This is a genomic window from Paenibacillus donghaensis, from assembly GCF_002192415.1.
Classification (GTDB): Bacteria; Bacillota; Bacilli; order Paenibacillales; family Paenibacillaceae; genus Paenibacillus_AQ; species Paenibacillus_AQ donghaensis.
On the sequence record NZ_CP021780.1, the window covers coordinates 4,426,343 to 4,447,291 of the forward strand.

The window sequence follows — 20,949 nt, forward strand, 5'->3', positions numbered from 1 at the left end:
ATTCCTCCCTTATCCCATCAACTGCCGGAGCAGCTGCTGTACCATCGCTTCCAGTTCAGCCTCATTCATTGCTGCCGGTGCCGCCGCTGCTGCCGCTACTTCAGGCGTCCCCTGCTTCGCCGCACACACCGGCGCAGGCTCCCGCAAATCCTCCATCTCGCGCACACCATAAGCCAGCCGCCTGATATTCAGCAGGTTCATTGGCCCGATGTTATCCGATGTGGAGCTGCCGCCAACCGCACCGCAGCCCAGCGTCATGGCCGGAGGAAGATTCGTGGTGGCTCCAATGCCGCCCAGCGCTGCCGGAGTATTAACAAGCAGGCGTGACACCTTCTTGTGGAGCGCAAACTCCCGGATCACGGCTTCATTGCGTGAATGGATCGTCATGGTATGCCCTTTACCTTCCCCTTCCAGCAGCTCCATACAGCGCTCGCAGGCCGATTTCCAATCCTCCGCCTCATAAAAAGCCAGCACAGGCGTCAGCTTCTCCCGGGAATAAGGATTGCTGTGCGAAACGGTCGTCTGCTCCGAGATCAGCACCCGGCTTCCGGCCGGAATGCTGAAGCCGGCCATTGCCGCCAGTTTCTCCGGCGCCTTGCCAACCGCCTGCGGATTAATCGTTCCATTGCCCCGCAGCAGGAAGGAGCCGAGCTGGGCCGATTGCACGCCGCTGAGGAAATAGGCGCCTTGCCGCAGCAGCTCCTGTACAACCTGCTGTCTGCTCTCCTTCTCCACCACAATCGATTGCTCGGAAGCGCAGATCACGCCGTAATCAAACGTTTTGCTGTCGATAATCTGCTTGACCGCGCGCGGGATATCCGCCGACCGCTCTATGAAGGCCGGGCCATTGCCTGGGCCGACGCCGATGGCAGGTGTGCCGGAGCTGTAAGCCGCCTTCACCATTGCTTCTCCGCCGGTGGCCAGGATAAGCGAGGTGTCGCGGTGCTTCATCAGCTCGCTGGTGCCCGGCATGCTGAGAATAGACAGGCAGCCCAGAATGCCTTCAGGCGCTCCCGCCTGCACCGCCGCAGCGGAGAGAATGGCTACCGTCTCGCTGATGCAGCGGCGTGCGGACGGATGAGGCGAAAAGACGATAGCGTTGCCTGTCTTCAGCGCTAGCAAGCTTTTGTAAATCACCGTCGAGGTTGGATTGGTTGAAGGAATCAGCCCGGCGATTACACCGACCGGTACGGCGATATCCACGATCTGATCGGCTTCATGGCTGGCGATTACACCAACGGTCTTCATGTCCTTAATATGCCGGTGCAGATGCCTGCTGGCGAATGTATTCTTAATCACCTTGTCTTCCCAGCGGCCGAAGCCGGTCTCCTCATGGGCCATTTGGGCCAGCTTGACGGCGGACTGCTCCGCAGCTGCGGCCACCTGCGCTACAATGTGGTCAATTTGCTGCTGGCTGTAGCTTTGCAGAATCTTCTGTGCTTCTTTGGCGGCTGCGAGAATGACGCGAACCTCCTGTATGGATTGCAGATCATGATCCAGAATCTTCATTGCTGTTTCCTCCTGCTTCTTAATGCTTGTTGCTGACTTATTTCTTCAGAAAACGGAGCTCTATCCTGCGCGCTTCCAGCAGCTCGCGGGCCAGCGGTGTGATGATGGCATCCTCCCGTGTGCTCAGCGTACCCCCTGGAATATGCTGCACATCGGCCAGGGTAATGACCGAATCCGGCAGATGGATGGCGTCCGGCGGGTTCAGGGCGGCTGCCCTTTCGCTGCCTGGCGAAATGCCTGCTGCAGCGTATCCCTCCGGCAGCAGTCCAGGCGGGCTCAGCGTTTCACGGAACTCCGCCAGTGTGACCACCTTGACGCCGAAATCCTGCAGCGTGCGCTCATAGCCCAGCAGCATCCCGTTGTACGCCGCGTTGCCGCCCATCCCGGCTGCGGCCTGCACGGCATGCAGCGGATCATAGCCATCACGGACCGCGACGATCTCCTTGCGCAGCATAATCGCTGCGGCGATGCCAGCAGTTAACGGGCTGTCGGTTATGCCAAGCGCGATCTTGCTTAATGCGCCGCGGGTGGCGAGCGGAATCAGCACCAGCTCCGCCTCCCGCAAGGCTTGCTCGATTTCGGCCAGCTCCGTTAATCTAGACGCGGACAGCTGTGACAGCAGCTTCTCATCCAGCATAGGCAAGCCGGGACTGTCATCGATGACAAGGCTGTAGCGGTACAGCGGGTAATCCGCCAGCACCCTGGCTACACAACCTTCGTTCACTGTACCGCCGCTGAGAAACACAACGACTCTCCTGCTCAGCGCAGGCAGCAGCGACTCCAGCATCTGGCGGATTAAGGCCTCGGCGTTCATCACAGGCCACCTCTTCCCGCACTCATTGCGATCCCGATCGGAGTAACCAGCAGCGGATTATCCGGCTTCCGTACGCTGAGCGAAGTGTATTTGGCGAAGACCTCCTCGATCCCCTGCAGGCAGCAGCTGCCTCCTGCCAGATACACCGTTTCGATATCCTGCGGAATGTAGCTCATCGCAATATGGGCCATTTTCTCAATCACCGGCTGCACGACGGGGGACAGCATGCGGTGCTGCTCCGGGTCATGCTTCAGCTGCTCCGCCGCAGCGAAATCCACATCGAGGTTCCCGGAGATTACCAGCGTCATATGCACGCCGCCTGTCGGTTCATCGGCGGAAGCCGCCACCGTGCCGTCCCTGATAATGGAGATGCCGGTTGTGCCGCCGCCGATGTCCACCACCGCGCCGCTACTTACCTGCAGCACCTTCGCTGCCGCTTCAGGCTCATCAATCACATGGATCACCCGGAAGCCCGCAGCTTCAACCACATGGGTGATCACCTTCACGTTGCCGGGCGAAATCCCAGGCGGAATGGCCGTAGCCGCTTCGTATAGCACCGTGCCGAGGCGCTGCTCCAGACGTTCCTTCATCTCTTGCAGCAGCGTAACCGCACGGACGTATTCAACCACAATGCCATCTCTGACCACATGGGCTTTCTCCAGAGCGCCGCCTACCGGCCTATCATCCTGGTCAAGCACCGTAATCACGATATTCGAGGTACCCAGATCCACGCCGACCTTGTAGGGCAGCTTAAAGTCTTTATCCTCAAAAGGCTGTGAATCATCCATCGCCAGCTCCATTTCACGGACCAGCAGATTGACCCGCTCCATGCTGTGCTCAGCGCCCATAGGCTTCACTCTTGCTGCACTGCAGTGATCCGAACGGTGTCTCCGTTCTTCACCTCTGCCGCATTTGCCTCATCGGTATCGATATGCATCTCCAGCACGAAATCACGGCTGGCACGAATACGCACATCATGAAGCGTAATTTTCTTGCCGGAATCCGCCGACTCTACAGCAACCGAATCCCCATTCTTCACCCCATACCGAGCTGCATCCTCTTCGCTCATATGAATATGGCGTTTGGCGCAGATCGTCTTATTGTTCATCACCAGCATGCCTTTGGGTCCGATCACACACAGGCTCGCGGAGCCTGCCGTATCCCCTGAATCGCGGACGGGGGGGTTAATCCCGAGCGCAAAAGCATCACTGCGCGAAATTTCGATCTGGCTGTCAGGCCGCAGCGGCCCCAGTACGCGGACACTCGGAAAACAGCCTTTGGGTCCGGCGATACAAACAGTTTCCGCAGCGGCAAATTGACCGGGCTGCTTCAGATTGCTTCGGACCGTCAGCTCATGGCCAGCTCCGAACAGCACCTCCATATCCTGGCGGTTCAGATGGATATGGCGGGCGGAGATTCCAACCGGAATGCTATAGCTGCGGTCCTTTACTCTAAGCGTGCTTGCGATTTCCGCCGCAAGGCTGTGAACCAGTTGATTATTTATGTCCATCACGGTTGACCATCCTTATTTGTTTTGGCGCGGCGCGGCCGGTAGTGCAGGCAGAGACTGGCCGGCTGGCCTTTGATCCGCCCGCACAGCGGATCGCCGCACAGATTGCAGCTGATCTCGGTCCGCTGCACTTGCTGCACTTGCTGCACTTGCTCCCCTTGCTGCTCTTGCTGCAGCACTTGCTGTAGCTCTTGAAGCTCCTGCCGCGGTTCATGCTGTGGCTCTTCCGGCTCTGGCTGCAGCTCCTGCTGCAACTCCTGATCCATAGCTTCGACCACTGGCGCCTGTTCCGCTTCCGTATCCGCTGCAGGTTCCCCGCCTGCAGACTCTTCTGCATCGAGCTCTTCCACATCAGACTCATTAGCTGCCGACAGCTCAGCTTCAGCTGCCTCTTCCTCTGCAACAGGGCTGTCAGCAGCACGCTGACCGGCAGCAGACTCTGCCGCCTTCGTCTTCCCGCCCGCAGTTTCCTCCAGCGGCTCTGCCGGCATCTGTTCCGCCCCCGGCTCGGTGAATACGGTTTCGGGGGAATGGACCAGCCGGCTGATGCCTTCCGCCGGGCGGGCAATGACGATCGCCGCTATAACCGCTCCCAGCTTGCTGGCGCTGCTCTTCGCTCCCTCTACCGCAGCTTTGACCGCACCCACATCTCCGGTAATTTTGACCACGATCCGCCCGTCCAGCGCTTTCTCGTAGCCCAGCAGCTTGACATGGGACGATTTCACACAGGTATCGGCAGCCTCCAGCGCCGCCGGATAACCGACCACCTCAATCAGACCAAGGGCATTCCCATTCACAGTAGCCACTCCTTCAACGTTTTACATGTATGCTTGTGCTGCTCTACAGATTGGACTGTGTCATCGATACCGGGTTGTGGCCCATCGATCTCAGTACGCTTACGCCTACATCGCGGGCGGAGATCACCGATTGGCGGACCGCGCCGGAATCGCCTGTAATCGTCACGATAATTTCATTCGAACGGGCTGTGCCTTTATCCGGACTGGCGTAGGTTACAATCTCCACATTGGCTGTTTTGAGCGCGGTGTCTGCCATCAGCAGGCCAATCGCAGCCGGAGCACCAACCAGAATACCGAAGGATTTGCCCGCCGGTGCGCCAAAAGCTTTCTCCAGCGCCAGACTCGCACGTGCCGTATAATGCAGTTCTACATGTCCGGCATCGCAAGGGTAGACATCCCCGAAGGTACGCGGCAGCTCCTTGAGCACCACTTCCACCGCCCGGCGGGAGTCGGAGACATCCTCGGAGGCAAAAATAATGATACAGCCGTGTCCAGCCCCGCCCTTGGTGTCCCGTGCCATCTCAATCGAAACCACTTCCGTGTTGGTCGCCTTCACCGCCTCGTCAGCGGCCATAATATGCGGACCTGCGCCGGTACGCGAGCTGATGATGCCGATTGAACGGTATCTCGGATCCAGGCCCATGCTCTCATGCAGATGGCGGTCCAGATTGGCGATCACCAGGCCCACGGTATCCCCCATGGCTGAGCCGACATATTCCGTTATCGCTTTGTAATCGGTTGTCACGTCTTGTTCCCTCTTTTCCGTATACTGTTGGTTGTTCAGCGGAAGGCCTGCGGCAGCATCGGCTGCCGGGGAAGAAGGCACGCCGCCGGGAATTGCCCGGACGGCCGCTTCAATCACCTGCTTCAGAATTGCTTCATCCATACTCTCACCCCGGTTTTATTGTTCAGGCAGCTTCGGCAGAATCTTCTCAACGTCCATATGCGGTCTTGGAATCACATGTACCGAAATGACCTCGCCTACCCGTTTCGCGGAAGCTACTCCCGCATCCGTTGCCGCCTTGACAGCACCTACATCTCCTCTGACCATAACGGTTACCAGACCGGAGCCGATTTTTTCATAGCCGATCAAGGTCACATTCGCAGCCTTTACCATTGAATCCGCTGCTTCGATTGCGCTGACCAGCCCTTTTGTTTCAATAAGTCCGAGTGCTTCCTGCCGCATAATTTTGCGCACCTCCATAGATTTGAACTTGCGTTTTCATGTCCATTGTACGAAGAACCGGGCCGCAAATATTTGACTTTAACCACTCGAAACAGGATTATAATGACTAGCTGCCTTGTACTTTAATGACATGTCATAAAATTACATGTAGTTAATATGCTATAGTTGATTGCGCTTACAAATAAGCTGTGGCATAATGCCACTATCTTGACAGCTGCCTCCTTGCCGGAGGAGCAGGGTTTCTGAAAGGAATGGCGATAACCATGTCCGAAGTGATTCAACTTGCCGACATTATTGAAGTGGAAGCATTTAAGAGCATACAAGAGAAGCTGGCCAAAATCGTGGTGTTTCCCGTTATAACGATTGATGCGGAAGGCAATCCAATGGGCACGTGGAGCAATTTCTCCCCATTCTGCAAGCTGGTGCGTTCTTCCCCCGAAGGGGAGCGGAAATGCATCGGCTGTGATTATGAGGCCGGGAAGCTGGCGATGAAACACCGCAAACCACAAATCTACCGCTGTCATCTGGGTCTGCAGGACTGTGTGGCGCCAATCATTGCCGAAGGTTATTTTCTGGGGGCGGTGCTGGGAGGGCAGGTCCTGACGGATGAAGCGGACCGTGCGAAGATTGACGCCGAGCGTATCTCAGCTGAATTCGGACTGCCGCTGCAGAAGGTGCTGGAGGCGATTGGGCAGATTCCGCTCGTCAGCCGGCAATACCTGGAGGATTCGGTCAATTTCGATACCTTTGTTGCGAACTATATTGCCGAGATCAGTATGAAAAAAATGGTGCAGGAACAATTTCTCAAGGAAAGCCGCGAGAATCTGCTGCTGGAGCAGAAAGCCAAAACGATGGAGCTGAAGAAACTTCAGGCACAGATTAATCCCCATTTTCTGTTCAACACACTGAACACCATCGCCCGTATGGCCCTGATCGAAAATGCCCCGGAAACGGAGGAGCTGATCTATAACCTCTGCGACCTGCTGCGCTATAATCTGAAGAATGTCGAGGAATTCCCCAAGATCCGCTCGGAAATCGAGTCGATTAAGAAATATCTCTACATCCAGACTCTGCGCTACAGCGACCGGATTCAATATGAAATTGAAGTCGACCCTGAGATTATGGATTACCGCATCCCGTCGATGGTGCTGCAGCCCTTGGTGGAGAATGCCTTCATGCACGGACTGGAGCAGAAGCGCGACGGCGGCACCGTGCGGATCAGCGGCTGCCGAACGCCGGATAACCGGATTGTCATCACCGTTGCGGATAACGGCAGAGGTTTTAAGCCGGATATTCTGCGCGCGTTCGCCAGCTGGGATGAGGACAACGGCACACATACGGGAATCGGACTATTCAACACACATGAACGGCTGCGCGGCTATTTCGGCAAATCATACGGCCTCAGTATCCGCAGCCAGCCGGATGTCAGCACGCTGGTCCATATCACCCTGCCCTGCTTGAAGGAACAGCTGCAAGCCCCGAATGGAGGATGAACATTTGTGATTAAACTGATGATAGTTGAGGATGAGCCGCTGGAGCGGCTGGCGCTGCGCACAATGATTCAGCGGCTGCCGCTGGATATAGAAGTGGTGGAGGATGCCCGCAACGGCGAGGAGGCGATCCGCAAGGTGCAGTTGCTGCGGCCGCAAATTCTGCTGATGGATATCCGCATGCCCGAGAAGAACGGACTGGAGGCCCAGCAGCAGATTATTCACAGCTTCCCGCAGACGAAGACGATTATTCTGACTGCCTACAGTGATTTCCAATATGCCCGCGAAGCCCTGCAGTGTGGGGTCATTGACTATCTGCTGAAGCCTGTGCCGCCCCACCAGCTCAAATCTGCGCTCGACAAGGCGATCCAGTCCTTGAATCAAGGCGAAGCTATGGACGTAGAGGCAATCCCTGCCGCTCCCAAGCCAGACAAAGATCTGATTGAGACAGCACTGCGATATATTGAACGGCGCATTACAAGCGAGCTGACTCTGTCTGAGGTTGCCGCGTCCATTCACCTGAATCCGCAATATTTCAGCCGCCTGTTCAAAAGCCGCACCGGGGTCACCTTTACCGAATACGTCACCGTGCAGAAGATCAGCCGGGCCAAGGATATGCTGCTGCACAGCAGCCTGCCGGTCTACCGGGTGGCAATTGATCTGGGGTTCTCGGACGCAGCCTATTTCTCGCGTGTCTTCTTCAAATATGAACAGCAGACCCCGCTGCAGTTCAAGAAGCAGGCCGAGCTGGCCCTGCGGTAGCTCCCAGTGGGGAATTAAAAGGGAGCCTGGATCGTTCGGAGCAAATAGATGCGAAAGTGCAACTAATTTCAGCTGAAACCTCTGTCAGGAGGTGATTAAGTTCGATATTGCAACTAATTTCGAGTAAATCAATCCTTCAGCGCTCAGACGCCGGAATTAAGTGCCTTTTTGCAACTATTTGATCCAAAACACCAAAAAACCGAAAATTAGATGCACTTGCGCATCTAAATCAATCGGCCAAATTCATGACACCACTACCGGAGCGAAAACTTCGATGTTCTCAACATACTGAGGCATAAGCAGTAACCACTTTCCTAACTAAATCATGGGTTCGCCAACTTAACAAGCCACTACTGTGCCGAGTCTTCGATATTAAGTGAAACGGCTTCGTCGTCCTCTGCAAAGCGTATGCTTCCGAAGCAGCGATACTACGTATCGCTTTCAGGCATCCGTTTTCTGCGAGAAATAGAAGGATAATTGAGAGCGTGAAACATATAAATTCTTATATTTTAAACAAAAGGCTGTCCTCACTCGCAGAACTTCTGCTTGTGGGACAGCCTTATTGCTACGCCATATATGATCTTAAGCTTCGATAATTTCTACGGATTTCATCTTGTCGCGGCCTTGGAAAGCATCGACATATTCCATGCCTTTGGCTACTTTACCGAATACGGTGTGTACTCCGTCCAGGTGAGGCTGTGGAGCGTAGGCGATGTAGAACTGGCTTCCGCCTGTGTTCTTGCCGGCATGTGCCATAGCCAGGGAACCGCGCTCGTGTTTGTTAGGGTTAATCTCGCAGTTGATGGTGTAACCTGGCCCGCCGGAGCCTGTTCCACTAGGACATCCGCCTTGTGCTACGAAACCTGGAATGACACGGTGGAATACCAAACCATTGTAGAAACCTTCTGTTGCCAGCTTCTCAAAGTTGGCTACTGTGTTAGGCGCATCCTGTTCGAACAAGTCGATCAGCACTTCGCCGCCGTTTTCAAGTGTAACTTTTGCTTGCTTTGCCATATGTAAATACCCCTTTCGAATTTACCAAATGTTGAACACTTTTTTTATTCTACTATGAAACCACGCACAAAGCAAAACCGGAAGGCCATCCCTCCGGTCTTAGCTCTGCATCCTATAAATATGCGGACAGTTATTTCAATACTGCTTGCTTGGCAATCCGCTGGGGTACGATATCGTTGGCAATCAGATCATCATGGCTTTCGCGGCGCACGACCAGATCGCTCTGCCCGTTCTGCACGAAGACTACCGCCGGACGGCGAATCCGGTTATAGTTGCTCGCCATCGAATAGTTGTATGCGCCTGTGCAGGCTACCGCCAGCAGATCACCGCTCTGCGCTTCCGGAAGCTCTACGTCCCAGATCAGCATGTCGCCGCTCTCGCAGCATTTGCCGGCAATCGAAACCGTTTCGGAAGCGGCTTCTGTCGCCCGGTTGGCGAGCAGCGCTTCATATTTGGATTGATACAGCGCTGGACGCGGGTTGTCAGTCATTCCGCCATCCACCGCAATGTATTTGCGTACGCCAGGGATATCCTTCTGGGTTCCCACAGTATAGAGTGTAGTTCCCGCATCGCCGACAATACTGCGGCCCGGCTCTACCCAGATCTGCGGCAGGGCATCATAAATTCCGGCAAAATAAGTCTTCACCGCACCTGTAATCGCGGCCACATATTCCGAGACATGCAGCGGCGTATCGCCGTCCACATAACGGATGCCGAAGCCGCCGCCCAGATTGACGACACGGAAGTCAACTGCCAAGCCTTCGCGCACGCTGCGCGCAAAGCCGGCTACCCGCTCCACCGCAAGCTCGAAGCCGTCGGTTTCGAAGATTTGGGAGCCAATGTGCGAATGAACGCCGAGCAGAACTAGATTGCTTTTGGAGGCAGCTGCTCTAACCGCTTCATAAGCTGATCCGTTCCCGATATCGAAACCAAACTTGGAGTCGGTCTGGCCGGTCGAGGTATATTCATGCGTATGCGCTTCAACCCCTGGGGTCACACGCAGCAGTACATTCACCTTCGCTTCCTTGCGGCTGGCAATCGACTGCAGGAGGCTAAGCTCCACCAGGTTGTCGACCACGAAGCAGCCGATCCCGGAATCAATCGCCATCTCAATCTCGTCGGCTGTCTTGTTGTTGCCATGGAAATGAATCCGCTCGGCCGGGAATCCCGCCTTCAGTGCAGTAAACAGCTCTCCATCGGAAACCACGTCCAGCGACAGTCCCTCTTCATCAGCCAAACGGCACATCGCCATAACCGAAAAGGCCTTGCTCGCATAAGCGACCTGGAAACCAAGTCCTGAAGCCTTGAAGGCTTCCATATATTCACGGCAACGCTGGCGAACCAATTGCTCGTCCAATATATACAGCGGAGTTCCATATTCCGCTTTCAGTTCAGTCACATCACATCCGCCAATTTCCAAATGCCCTGCATTGTTAATTTGGCTCGTCCCGTGTAAAAACATTGTGCAGTCCTCCAATTAATAGGGAATTAGCATTTCCATCCCTCTATGATATGTTCAGGCCCGCCGCAAGGTGCCACATCACGCTCCGGAAGCAGAATCTCCGGTTTTGCGGGGCTGGTTAGTGTATTCAGTATAACAGAGAGAGGGAACCCCTTGAATGGACTATTTTGCAGGAGATTTGTATTATCCTACGACTGGTTCTCTTGATCCTGGACCGGCTTCATCTTCGTATTGTCTCTGGTTTTGTTGAAGGATGGCCTTGTTTTGGAGAATAGTACCGGCTGACGCAGGATTATTTCTCCCATCGCTTTTGCATTAAAGGGTATAAACGGCCACATGTATGAGGAGTTATATGACCGGTGTGTCGTCAGCAGCACGATCAGCAGCGTCGACCCGATCATAAATCCCGGAACCTGGAAGACCGCCACCGCCACCAGCAGCCCCAGCCTGACAATCCGGTTCGCCAGCCCCAACTCATAGCTGGGAGTAGCAAACATGCCGATGGAGGCTACCGACATATACAGCACCACTTCATTGACGAACAGGCCGGTCTGCACAGCAATATCGCCTACCAGAATAGCCGCGATCAGACCCATCGCCGAGCCAAGCGGTGTCGGGGTGTGCACGGCAGCCATCCGCAGCAGATCGACCCCCAGCTCAACGATCAGGAATTGGGCGAGCAGCGGAATTTTGGCCGTCTTCTCGGGACCGATAAAGTCCAGCATCGGTGGCTTCAGCTCGGGATGAATAACCAGCAGCATCCACAGCGGCAGCAGAAACATCGAGGAAAAAATCCCGATGAACCGCACCCAGCGCAGATATGTGCCCATAAACGGCGTCTGCCGATTCTCCTCGGCATGCTGGCAGAGATCAAAAAAGGTTGTAGGCAGCACCATCACACTGGGGGACGTATCGACAAACACAACGACCCTGCCCTCCAGCAAATGGGAAGCAACCACATCGGGACGTTCCGAATAACGTACCAGCGGGTAGGGATTCCAGCCACCGCTTACGATCGCCTCCTCCAACTGCTTGTCCGCCAGGGGAATGCCGTCGAGGTCGACACTTTTGATTTTGTCCGTGACCGCCTTCACCTGCGTCTTGTCCACAATGTCATCAATGTAAGCTACGCAGACATCGGTTCTTGTCCGCCGGCCCACCTGATGCATCTCGAATTTCAGCCCCGGGTCGCGTATCCGTCTTCTCACCAATGCCACATTGCTCAGCAGCGTTTCGGTGAACCCGTCGCGCGCGCCGCGCACCACCCGTTCGATCGATGGTTCATCCGGGTTGCGACTCGGATAGGAGCGGGTATCCATGATGATCGCCTGCTCCTCACCTTCAATGAAGAAGACACTCATGCCAGTCAATACCTTGTTGACGGTCTCGCTGAGCAGTTGGCCTTGCTCCACCTGGATGTGGGGAATGTATTCGCTCATAAACTGGGACAGTACATCCGTAGACAGATTCTCGGGGGTCAGATAAGTCAGGCGCTTCAGGATTTCATCGATAATCGTATCCTTAGCGAAACCGCTAATGCATAACAAGGCGGCCTTCTGGCCTCCAAACGACATCTCGCGGAACACCACATCGAAGGAGGAGCCTAGCCCCATCACTTCGGTCAGTGTATCCTTCGTCTGCTTCAGAGTCAGTGGAATGTTGTCATGCCCCTGCCAATAAACAACAGACTCCTCCAGGGAATCGGACATCTCCATGTCGCGTTTGAGCTGCAGCGGGTCTTGCTTCTGCTCATCTGGTTTCAGCGCCTGCGGCCCAGCCTGCTGAGCCTGCCCTTGCTCCTCCGGCGCAGCCCCCACAGCTTGCTGGGCCTGGGTCTGTTGTTCGCCGCCTGTTCCGTCGCCGTCCTCGTCGTTCGTGTCATCCGTCTCGTCATCGAAGCCGAACAGCCGGGCAAAAAATCCCTTGCCGGACGGCTCCGGCTGCTCGCTGCCCAGCTCATCGGCGGCTTCGGCATCCTGCTGGCCGCCATTGCCGCCTGCTGCGGCAGCGGGGTCTGCGGCAGCGGGGTCTGCGGACGCCTGCGCTACGGTGCCGGGCGCCACGTCTTCCGGCGCGGCCACCTCGCCGGCAATGTCCGCTCCGACTGCGGCACCGCCAGCAGTTGGGCCGTCCTTGTCGTCACCTGCTCCGGCTGTAGCCGCCGCACCGCCAGCCTCTACGCCAGCTGTCTGTACATCAGCAGCCGCGCCACTCGTCTGACCTCCAGCCTCTACTCCGGCTGTTTCCCCTACCACTACTCCATCGGCTCCAGCATTTCCGCCAGACGTCTGCACACCAGCAGCTGCGGCTCCTTCACCTGCGCCCGCTGTCTGCACCTCAGCGCCCGCTCCAGCCGCCGCAGCACCTGCGTTATCCGCAACCTGGGGCTGAGCTTCTGCTGCGTTCCCGCTTGCTGTCTCAGCGTCAGGACCGGTTGCCGCGTTATTCTCCATCACCGCGGCACTGTCCACCCCACTCTCCGGCTGCACCTGCTGCTCGGCCAACATGCCAGGTACGGCGGACATTTCTGTATTCTGCTGACCCGTGCTGTCACTCTGCGCTGACGGTGTCTCGCTCTGTTTATTGGCAGCTTCGACCACATCGCCGCTATGAATATATTTTCTCACTCTATAACCCCCCGCCTAATATCGGTACACAAACCAGTCAAATAACGAGCCTGCCACCTTGCCGCAGACCATAGCCATCAACAGCCCAAACAGATAATGTGTCATATGCAGCCGTTTCGCCAGAATGGGCAGCACGTTCAGCACCTCCGTCAAGGCAGCCGCCAGCATGCCAATAAAAATCCCGTCCAGCAGGCCCACACCCAGCTCAACCAACGGCCCCGCCTCCAGCTGCCAGTTCCAGAAATCGCTGACCGTGCCGATCAGGGAACCGCCAACCATAGCGCCTTCATACCAGTGAACTCTATGGTAAGAAGAAGTGAGCTGCGCCAGCCGAGGTACGATATCCAGCACTACAAACAAGGCAATGACCCCGCCGCCCACAGCGATCCCCCCGGCAATGCCAAGCAGCAGATTCAATCCAAGAGATATCGGTGCAGTCATCCTTGCTCCCCCTCGTCCCCCGATTCGCCGGTCCGGTGCCGCTTGCGTTTTCTGTACTCCTCATTGACCACATACTGGTCGATATTTTTCTGATACAGAAACATTTCCACTTCCAGCGGAGTAGGCTCTTCGTTCCATTTCTTTTTGAACAGATGATTGAAAAAAATGACCATCCCCAGACCGATCCCCAGCGAATAGGCAATCTGAAACACATACGGATGCTCGTCCCGGCGTCCCGTCAGCATCTCCACAATCCGGATCTGCACCTCCTGCATGCTGACATCTGCATGGAAATTCATAATCGTCAGCGCAGAACCGAAGAATAGCAGCAGCCAGACCAGAACAAACAGAGGCGTCGACGGCTTGCGTCCCGTTACCGGGCCTTCAATCTGCACAATGGTGCGGTGATCCCCGATTGGCTCAACCTGTGCCTGGGGAATTAATCCGCGAATCAGCGGGATCACGGTCAGCAGATCAACTAGGATCAGATTGCCGTCACTCTGCCGCGGGTCCATTAACAAGAGCGAATACAGCGGCTCCTCCCACTGCGAATCGGTAATCAGCGAAGCGACGTCACGTAGGATAATCGGTTTGCCCTTGGGCACCGTCACCCGGTTTTTCAGTTGGATATAGATGACAGGAGCAGCATGGCGATTCATCCGCAGTCCTCCTAAAGCATGCCTTATAACAAATTAAGAGCAGAATTGATTAACGGTAGTATGGGAGAAAAGGTTTATTTTTACTCTGCTTCATGGAATCTTTATTGGGGGCGTTCACCATCCTCACAAAAAAACCTCGATGCCCGCCATGGGTCATCAAGGTTTATCTGGTTCCTCTACTACAAACGAAGTATTATTAGTTTTGATAACAAGTTTCAAATTTATCTTTCATTATCCAGCTTTGACAAGCTAGTCCTCTATCGTGATAAATCTCTTTTTCAATGTCCAATGTAATACTTCTGTTTGAACTTGGGAAATTCGGTTCTTCATTTACAATGTATAGGGTATCTTCATCTTTCCATTCCATAGAAAAGTTACTTTTCGCATCACTGTAATACACTGTCTTAATATTGTTATCATCATCATGATAAGTAATATCTACCCATAAATTAACTCCGCCAGCGGCACCGCCATAAGCCATATAGTAAGCATTAGCAATATATTTATTTGTTGGCGAGTTCACAGGTCCTTTATAAAATTCACCTTCAAGGTTATCGAATGTAAAGAAGTATTTATTATACGCCAGCTGTGCAGAAACAACCCCACATCCTATCAGAGTCGCGAGTAACAGTTTTTTAGGGAATGGCTTCTTTTTTATGAAGAAAGCAAATAATTTGAAACAAAAAAACAAAAATATCAGTACGGTGATGAGAGAAATCAAGAGACCAAGTAAATTCAAATAAGTAATCATATTCCCTCCTCTTTTCCAGCTCAAAACGTTGGACACTTGTGAATGAACCGGCTGCGAACGTTCAGAGTAAATAGATGCGAAAGTGGTTACTACTTAGGACTCCTTTAAGGAGACGAACATTTAGTTACGAAACGGGTTGCTGCTTAGGGCTCCATAAGATAGGAGCATCCAAGATGTGATTTCTTGAACACCACCTTAGTCCAGCCACCGATTTAAGTGCGAATACGGTTACTACTTAGGTCCCCTAGCCCTCTTCGCTCGTAACCCTCGCTTCGATTTCAGACGGTTGCGGACTCAGGAGCCTCTATTTGCTGTACATAGGCCGTTTTGCAGGATTAACGGACCCAGGAGCCTCTATATCACAGAAAACCCTCGCTTTTGAGCCTGTTTTGACGACTTAGGGGCTATACGGTCCGTAAGACGTCAAAAGATCGCTGATAGGAGGAAATAGGGGCTATACGGTCCGCTAGAATGCAGGTTACCTAGTTCAAGGGCTTGGAGTCTCGCGGGGGCCTAAGTAGTAACCCTTTTTGCATCTATTTGCTCCAAAACGGAGAAAATCAGTAAAATTGATGCACTTTTTGCATCTATTTCTTATTCGACGTTGTGTTCTAATATTCCTATAATAAAAAAAGCCCGCCACTACAGATCACTCTGCGCAAGCGGACTTTCTATTAAGCCTTATGCCCAGGGGCTGTCCCCTCAGGCGGCCGGAAATTCAGCTTGGGTCAGCTGGCCTTCAGGTTGACCGGCTCAGCGCCCGCAGGCTCAGGCTGCGACTGCCGGCTGGAGATGAAAAACAGCGCCGTCCAGATCAGGGCAAACCCAATAATCTGCGGCAGGGTAACCAGCTGTCCGAACACCAGCCAGTTAATGATCAGGGCGGTCATCGGGAAGCTAAGCTCAGCCAGTGTGGCTACGGAAGCCTTGGTTGTACTAAGCCCCTTGTAATAGAGCAGCATGCTGAGCAGTCCGGGCAACAGCGCCTGCAGCAGCAGATTGATGGCAATGGCTGCGGAGGCGCCCATACCGCCGCTGAATTGCCATGGATCAGCCTGCACCGTCGTAATGACGAACAACAACGGCAGCGCAAGCATAAAGCGCAGGGAGGTTACTGTCTCATATTTCATCGAACCCAGCAAAAATCTGCCCATGACCGTGGATGCACCCCACAGCGCAGCGGCTCCCAGCGCCATCAGGCTGCCGGTGTCCATGAAGCTGTTGACGTGTCCGAAAGGAACCGTCCAGCCGAAGGTTAGCAGATACGTGCCGACCAGGGCTACAATAATCAGTGGTCCGAAATTTCTCGGCAGGCGCTCCTTAAGCATCACTGCTGCAAGGCCAATGGCGAACAGCGGCTGCAGCTTCTGCAGGAGCAGCACAGCGTTCAGATCTCCGCGGGTCAACGCCATCGTGAACAAAATGGTTGCCAGCGCCGATCCTCCCCAGGATACAATCAAAAGCGCGCCGCCCTGGCGGAGGCCGATGCCCTTCAGCTCGGCGCGGTGACGCCACAGCACTGGTGCAGCGGCCAGGAACAAAATGACATGCTCCAGCAGGACAATCTGTGAAGAAGTCAGTGATTTCAGCAGCAGGATGCGGAACAGCGGGTCCGCTCCCCACAGGGCTGCGCCCATAACTACCAGCCAGAACCCGCTGCGCAGCGGGGCGGTGCGTACCCCTGTCGGTGAAGCTGTTACATTACTCATCAACCATTCTCCTTGTCGATACAAACCCTCGATAAGAGACCAAAAGCCCCGAATTGCCTGAAAAAGGCAGCACTCGGGGCATTCTCAATAAAGACGTACAGTATGCACTGCAGCGCCTTTACCTTATGATCCTCTCCCATCCGGACTTTACCGTCGGCTCTGGATTGTCACCAGATCAGTCTCTCCCCCGCAGAATGCGGAGGCAGAGAGTCGCGGGCTTAGTTCGCTTTGAACATCACCGCCGGTCAGGAATTTCACCTTACCCCGAGAATCTTGTATTCCGTTATATTTTTCACAATCTTAGAATACTCCTCTATGACGCTTTCGTCCAGCCTTTTATGAAAAAAGACATATTACCTTCATAAAACACTGCAAGCATAGTTTGCTCTATGGCTCCACTTTGGGCACCGCACAGCCATGGCTAACCAGAATAAGGTATAATGGCAAATGTTAGGCTGTCTTATTAAGTAAACGTATGAAGCAATGGAGGTTCAATTGTGAATAATTCATTCGGGACCAAACTACTCTCATCCATCGTAGCTGTGCTTGGCGTAATTGCAATCGGTTTTGTAGCAAGCCTTTTGACTGGACTTTTTGGAGGGCTAATCTTTTATGTTCCTTTGTTAGCAACGCTGACTGTTGGATTTGCCATTTACAGTGTCATCAGCATCTTCAGGTTCTTCAGCTTGCGCATCCGGCGTATCAGTCTGATCTCTTTCCTCGGTGTCTGCCTGCTGGCTACTGCAGGCTATGAGATTAATAAAGCGTATCACAACAGCTTCGCAACAGTCAGCGATCAGGAGGTTAACCTGCGGCAGTATGAGCCGTTTCAGACTGGCTCCAAAGTCGCCGTGCTGAGCGAAGACGCCGAATATAAGCTTAGCGGGGACATCCCCAGACTTGACGGAGCTACTGCGCTATACCCGCTTTATTCGGCTTTTGTGCAGGCGGTTTATCCTTCCGGCACCTATGAACCGTATGCTCTTGAAGAGAGTCCTGTAGTTTCCTCTACCACTCCAGAAGCCTACAAGCGGTTGATCAACGGCGAGACCGATATTATTTTTGTAGCCTCCCCCTCGCTTGCCCAACAGAAAGAGGCCAAGCGCCAGGGCGTCGAGCTGAAGCTGACACCGATTGGACGCGAAGCCTTTGTCTTTTTTGTAAACCGGAACAATGCAGTCCGCGCACTGACCACAGCCCAGATCAAGGATATCTACTCCGGCAAGCTGACGAACTGGCAGGACGTGGGCGGTAGAGACGATAAGATCCGTGCCTTCCAGCGCCCCGCAGACAGCGGCAGCCAGACCATGCTGGAGAAATATATGGGAGACACTCCGATTATGGAGCCGCTGAAGGATAATATTGCCGATGCGATGAGCGGAATCATTAAGCAGACGGCCAGCTACCGCAACTACAAAAATGCGCTTGGCTACAGCTTCCTGTTCTATGCCTCCGAGATGAATGCCAGTGGCGACATCAAGCTGCTCGCCATCGACGGAGCGGCTCCGAACAAGGAGAATATCCGCAACGGCAGCTATCCGCTCACCTCCGAATTCTATGCGGTGACGGCAGGCAGCAGCAATCCGAACGTCCAGCACTTCCTGGACTTCATTCTGTCGCCGCAGGGCCAGGAGCTGATCGAGAAAACAGGCTATACCGCTCTCAAATAATTATTGCTCCTGCACCGTTCTGCGTGACATCAGACGGGATGCCAGACCATGCTTCGGTGAACCCAGGAAGCTGGCCATAAACAGCAGACCTGTGGCAAAAGCCATTGAGCCTGAGATCGAGGTATCGAGCCAGGCGGCAATATAATAACCCGACACGGCCGAGACAATGCCGAACAGTCCGCTCAGCACGAACATCACGGACAGCCGGTCCGTCCAGAGATACGCCGAGGCAGCCGGTGTAATCAGCATCGCCACCACCATGATCGCGCCGACAGCATCGAAGGCAGCCACCGTAGTCACCGACAGCAGCGACATGAAGGCGTAATGCATGATGATAACCGGAATGCCCAGGCTGGCAGCAAGAGCGGGGTCGAACGAAGTGATTTTCCACTCCTTGTAGAAGGCAATGATCACAGTCAGCACCACCAGCAGCACAATCGACAGAATCAGCGTCGCCTCGGGAATCTCCCCAATCCAGGGCAGGGAAACTGTAGTCCACGGAATGAAGGTAATCTCGCCCATCAGCGCATGCTTCACATCAAGATGGGCGTTGCCTACCTTGGTAGCAATCAGAATCACGCCCACGGCAAACAGTGTGGTAAACACCACTCCGATCGAAGCTTCTCCCTGAACACCGCGCGACTGCAGCCACTGAATCATGATCGAGGTCAGCAGTCCGGCAATTACCGCTCCCACAAGCATATGATAGCCACTCAGCTGTCGCGTCAGCAGAAAAGCAACCACGATGCCGAGCAGCACCGTATGGCTGATCGCATCGGCCATCATCGCCATTCTGCGCAGAATCAGCAGTACGCCGACAATGCCGCAGGAGAGTCCAACCAGACCTGCCGTGATTAATACCCAGCCTGTATAACTCATCCCCATTCCCCCTCTCTTAGTGGTTTCTCTCTCTCGAGTGCTGCTCTCCGCAGGCTGCTGCTCTTCTCACTACGCTGTTGGATCGCGGTAATAACCAGCCCCTTGCGAGCACCGAACAATAATGAAACCGTAAACACGGCTGCCGAGCACACTACGATAAACGGTCCGGTAGGCCAGCCTTTGCCCATCGTGCTGATGAGTGTCCCGGCAACGCCGGAGCCTCCTCCAACTACCGCCGCCCAGATCAGCATCCAGCCGAAGGAATGTGTCCAGTAACGCGCACTGACCGACGGAATAATCAGCAGCGCCGACATCAGGATGACTCCAACCGCCTGAATGCCGATTACAATAACGAGCACCAGAACGGCCGTATAGAGAACATTCATCGTCCGGTTCCACAGCCCAAGGCCCTTGGCAAACTGTGGGTCGAACAGGAACAGCTTCCATTCCTTGAAGGCAATCCCGACCAGAGCTATAACCAGCAGCCCCAGCCCGCTCATCGTATAGACATCGCTGCGCACCATGGAGGCCGCCTGTCCGAAGATGAAGCCGTCCAGTCCGCTGACATTGCCGCCGCCCGTGCGGTTGACCATAGTAAGCAGCATGATCCCCAGTCCAAAAAACACAGACAGCACAATGCCCATCGCCGAGTCCTCCTTGATCCGGCTGTAGGCCACGACCCACTGTACCAGAAGTGCGCCAAGCAGGGCGCTGACCGCAGCTCCGAAGATCAGCACGGGCAGGCTTTTGACTCCGGTCAGAGCAAAAGCGATCACCACCCCCGGCAATGCGGCATGCGACAGGGCGTCGCTCATCAGGCTCTGCCGTTTCCAATAGGCCAGGCAGCCGATCATGCCTGAGGCAATGCCGAGAATCAGCATGCTGAGCAGCACCCACCAGGTATTCGGAGACACCAGCAGGCTCATGAGGGCACCTCATTCCGCCAGCGCAATCCGCCGCCATAAGTCCGGTATACATTGTCCTTCGTAAAAATATCGGCGGTAGGCCCGTAATTCGTTACCGTGCGGTTCAGCAGCAGCACATGGTCAAAATAATCCTCTACCGTCTGCAGATCGTGGTGGACGACCAGCACCGTCTTGCCTCTTCCCTTCAGCTCGCGGAGCGTGGACATGATTGCCTGCTCTGTAGCGGCGTCCACTCCGGCCAGCGGTTCATCCATGAAATAAATCTCCGCGTCCTGCACCAGGGCGCGGGCCAGGAACACACGCTGCTGCTGGCCGCCGGACAGTTGGCTGATCTGGCGGTCTGCGAAGTCTGTCATTCCCATCTGCATCAATGCCTTAAGCGCCAGTTCGCGATGGCTGGCCTTCGGACGCTTCAGCCAGCCGACGGCTCCGTACAAGCCCATCATCACCACATCCAGCGCATCGGTGGGAAAATCCCAGTCTACTGATCCGCGCTGTGGAACATACCCGATTTTTCTGCGCATATTGGAAAGGGGCTCACCAGCGAACGTCACCGTGCCGCTCAGCTTCGGATGAAGCTCCAGCATTGTCTTAAGCAGGGTTGATTTGCCGGCACCATTTGGTCCGACAATCCCGGTCAGCGAACCTTTCGGCAGCTCGAAGTTCACTTGCTCCAGCACGGTGCTTTTGCGGTAGGCTGCAGACAGCCCTTTCACTTGTAGTCCAGTTGCCAATTCTGACAT

At 54.7% G+C, this 20,949-nt stretch carries 20 protein-coding genes and 1 riboswitch; of the genes, 3 read left to right on the forward strand and 17 right to left on the reverse strand.

Going from position 1 to position 20,949, the window contains the following annotated elements; all coding sequences use genetic code 11:
* Positions 1-9: 9 nt before the first annotated feature.
* Genes B9T62_RS20405 through pduA form a run of 7 tightly spaced genes read right to left on the reverse strand, consistent with a single transcriptional unit; the run spans position 10 to position 5,816 of the window.
* Positions 10-1,509 carry an acetaldehyde dehydrogenase (acetylating) gene (locus B9T62_RS20405; protein ID WP_087916979.1) on the reverse strand — a complete coding sequence of 500 codons (1,500 nt, stop codon included), beginning with the start codon at positions 1,507-1,509 and terminating at the stop codon, positions 10-12.
* A 37-nt stretch (positions 1,510-1,546) separates the two neighbouring features.
* A complete protein-coding gene (locus B9T62_RS20410) occupies positions 1,547-2,326 on the reverse strand; it encodes a hypothetical protein (protein WP_157793936.1) in 780 nt (259 codons plus the stop codon).
* Positions 2,323-3,171: an ethanolamine utilization protein EutJ gene (gene eutJ, locus B9T62_RS20415; protein WP_245863933.1), complete on the reverse strand. Its 849-nt coding sequence runs from the start codon at positions 3,169-3,171 to the stop codon at positions 2,323-2,325. Before eutJ ends, B9T62_RS20410 begins: the two co-directional genes overlap by 4 nt.
* A 5-nt stretch (positions 3,172-3,176) precedes the next feature.
* Complete coding sequence (locus B9T62_RS20420) at positions 3,177-3,827, reverse strand: phosphate propanoyltransferase (protein WP_245864639.1); 651 nt, start codon at positions 3,825-3,827, stop codon at positions 3,177-3,179.
* 5 nt (positions 3,828-3,832) lie between these two features.
* Positions 3,833-4,630 carry a BMC domain-containing protein gene (locus B9T62_RS20425; protein ID WP_087916982.1) on the reverse strand — a complete coding sequence of 266 codons (798 nt, stop codon included), beginning with the start codon at positions 4,628-4,630 and terminating at the stop codon, positions 3,833-3,835.
* Positions 4,631-4,673: 43 nt separating this feature from the next.
* On the reverse strand, positions 4,674-5,516 hold the full coding sequence (pduB, locus tag B9T62_RS20430; protein ID WP_087916983.1) for a propanediol utilization microcompartment protein PduB: 843 nt from the start codon (positions 5,514-5,516) through the stop codon (positions 4,674-4,676).
* A gap of 15 nt (positions 5,517-5,531) precedes the next feature.
* Positions 5,532-5,816 (reverse strand): propanediol utilization microcompartment protein PduA, encoded by a 285-nt coding sequence (gene pduA, locus B9T62_RS20435; RefSeq protein WP_087916984.1) that lies wholly within the window; start codon positions 5,814-5,816, stop codon positions 5,532-5,534.
* 251 nt (positions 5,817-6,067) lie between these two features.
* Here pduA and B9T62_RS20440 point away from each other — a divergent pair, with 251 nt between their 5' ends.
* Positions 6,068-7,309, forward strand: coding sequence for a sensor histidine kinase (locus tag B9T62_RS20440; protein WP_245863934.1), 1,242 nt, complete (start codon positions 6,068-6,070; stop codon positions 7,307-7,309).
* 6 nt (positions 7,310-7,315) lie between these two features.
* On the forward strand, positions 7,316-8,068 hold the full coding sequence (locus B9T62_RS20445; RefSeq protein ID WP_087916985.1) for a response regulator transcription factor: 753 nt from the start codon (positions 7,316-7,318) through the stop codon (positions 8,066-8,068).
* A 582-nt stretch (positions 8,069-8,650) separates the two neighbouring features.
* On the opposite strand, the gene B9T62_RS20450 is transcribed toward B9T62_RS20445, so the two are convergent.
* From B9T62_RS20450 to B9T62_RS20480, 7 genes are all read right to left on the reverse strand, one after another.
* On the reverse strand, positions 8,651-9,082 hold the full coding sequence (locus B9T62_RS20450) for a peptidylprolyl isomerase (RefSeq protein WP_087916986.1): 432 nt from the start codon (positions 9,080-9,082) through the stop codon (positions 8,651-8,653).
* Between the two features lie 130 nt (positions 9,083-9,212).
* Positions 9,213-10,544 carry a diaminopimelate decarboxylase gene (gene lysA / locus B9T62_RS20455; RefSeq protein WP_087916987.1) on the reverse strand — a complete coding sequence of 444 codons (1,332 nt, stop codon included), beginning with the start codon at positions 10,542-10,544 and terminating at the stop codon, positions 9,213-9,215.
* 188 nt (positions 10,545-10,732) lie between these two features.
* Entirely contained in the window at positions 10,733-12,259 is a 1,527-nt protein-coding gene (locus B9T62_RS20460; protein ID WP_087920344.1) for a spore germination protein, read from the reverse strand.
* A 927-nt stretch (positions 12,260-13,186) separates the two neighbouring features.
* Positions 13,187-13,612: a stage V sporulation protein AB gene (locus B9T62_RS20465; RefSeq protein ID WP_087916988.1), complete on the reverse strand. Its 426-nt coding sequence runs from the start codon at positions 13,610-13,612 to the stop codon at positions 13,187-13,189.
* A complete protein-coding gene (locus tag B9T62_RS20470) occupies positions 13,609-14,271 on the reverse strand; it encodes a stage V sporulation protein AA (RefSeq protein ID WP_087916989.1) in 663 nt (220 codons plus the stop codon). The genes B9T62_RS20465 and B9T62_RS20470 overlap by 4 nt, the downstream gene beginning before the upstream one ends.
* A 196-nt stretch (positions 14,272-14,467) precedes the next feature.
* Entirely contained in the window at positions 14,468-15,022 is a 555-nt protein-coding gene (locus tag B9T62_RS20475) for a DUF5412 family protein (protein ID WP_087916990.1), read from the reverse strand.
* Positions 15,023-15,750: 728 nt separating this feature from the next.
* Positions 15,751-16,731 carry a DMT family transporter gene (locus B9T62_RS20480; RefSeq protein WP_087916991.1) on the reverse strand — a complete coding sequence of 327 codons (981 nt, stop codon included), beginning with the start codon at positions 16,729-16,731 and terminating at the stop codon, positions 15,751-15,753.
* Between the two features lie 124 nt (positions 16,732-16,855).
* Positions 16,856-17,007: riboswitch (FMN riboswitch) on the reverse strand.
* Positions 17,008-17,228: 221 nt separating this feature from the next.
* On the opposite strand from B9T62_RS20480, the gene B9T62_RS20485 reads away from it, so the two are divergent.
* The gene (locus B9T62_RS20485) at positions 17,229-18,401 is read left to right on the forward strand and encodes a PstS family phosphate ABC transporter substrate-binding protein (protein WP_087916992.1); all 1,173 of its coding nucleotides are present in this window, start codon (positions 17,229-17,231) and stop codon (positions 18,399-18,401) included.
* Here the strand turns inward: B9T62_RS20485 and B9T62_RS20490 are convergent, their stop codons facing one another.
* Genes B9T62_RS20490 through B9T62_RS20500 form a run of 3 tightly spaced genes read right to left on the reverse strand, consistent with a single transcriptional unit; the run spans position 18,402 to position 20,949 of the window.
* Complete coding sequence (locus tag B9T62_RS20490; protein ID WP_087916993.1) at positions 18,402-19,280, reverse strand: metal ABC transporter permease; 879 nt, start codon at positions 19,278-19,280, stop codon at positions 18,402-18,404.
* The gene (locus B9T62_RS20495; protein WP_087916994.1) at positions 19,277-20,206 is read right to left on the reverse strand and encodes a metal ABC transporter permease; all 930 of its coding nucleotides are present in this window, start codon (positions 20,204-20,206) and stop codon (positions 19,277-19,279) included. Before B9T62_RS20495 ends, B9T62_RS20490 begins: the two co-directional genes overlap by 4 nt.
* Complete coding sequence (locus B9T62_RS20500) at positions 20,203-20,949, reverse strand: metal ABC transporter ATP-binding protein (RefSeq protein ID WP_087916995.1); 747 nt, start codon at positions 20,947-20,949, stop codon at positions 20,203-20,205. Before B9T62_RS20500 ends, B9T62_RS20495 begins: the two co-directional genes overlap by 4 nt.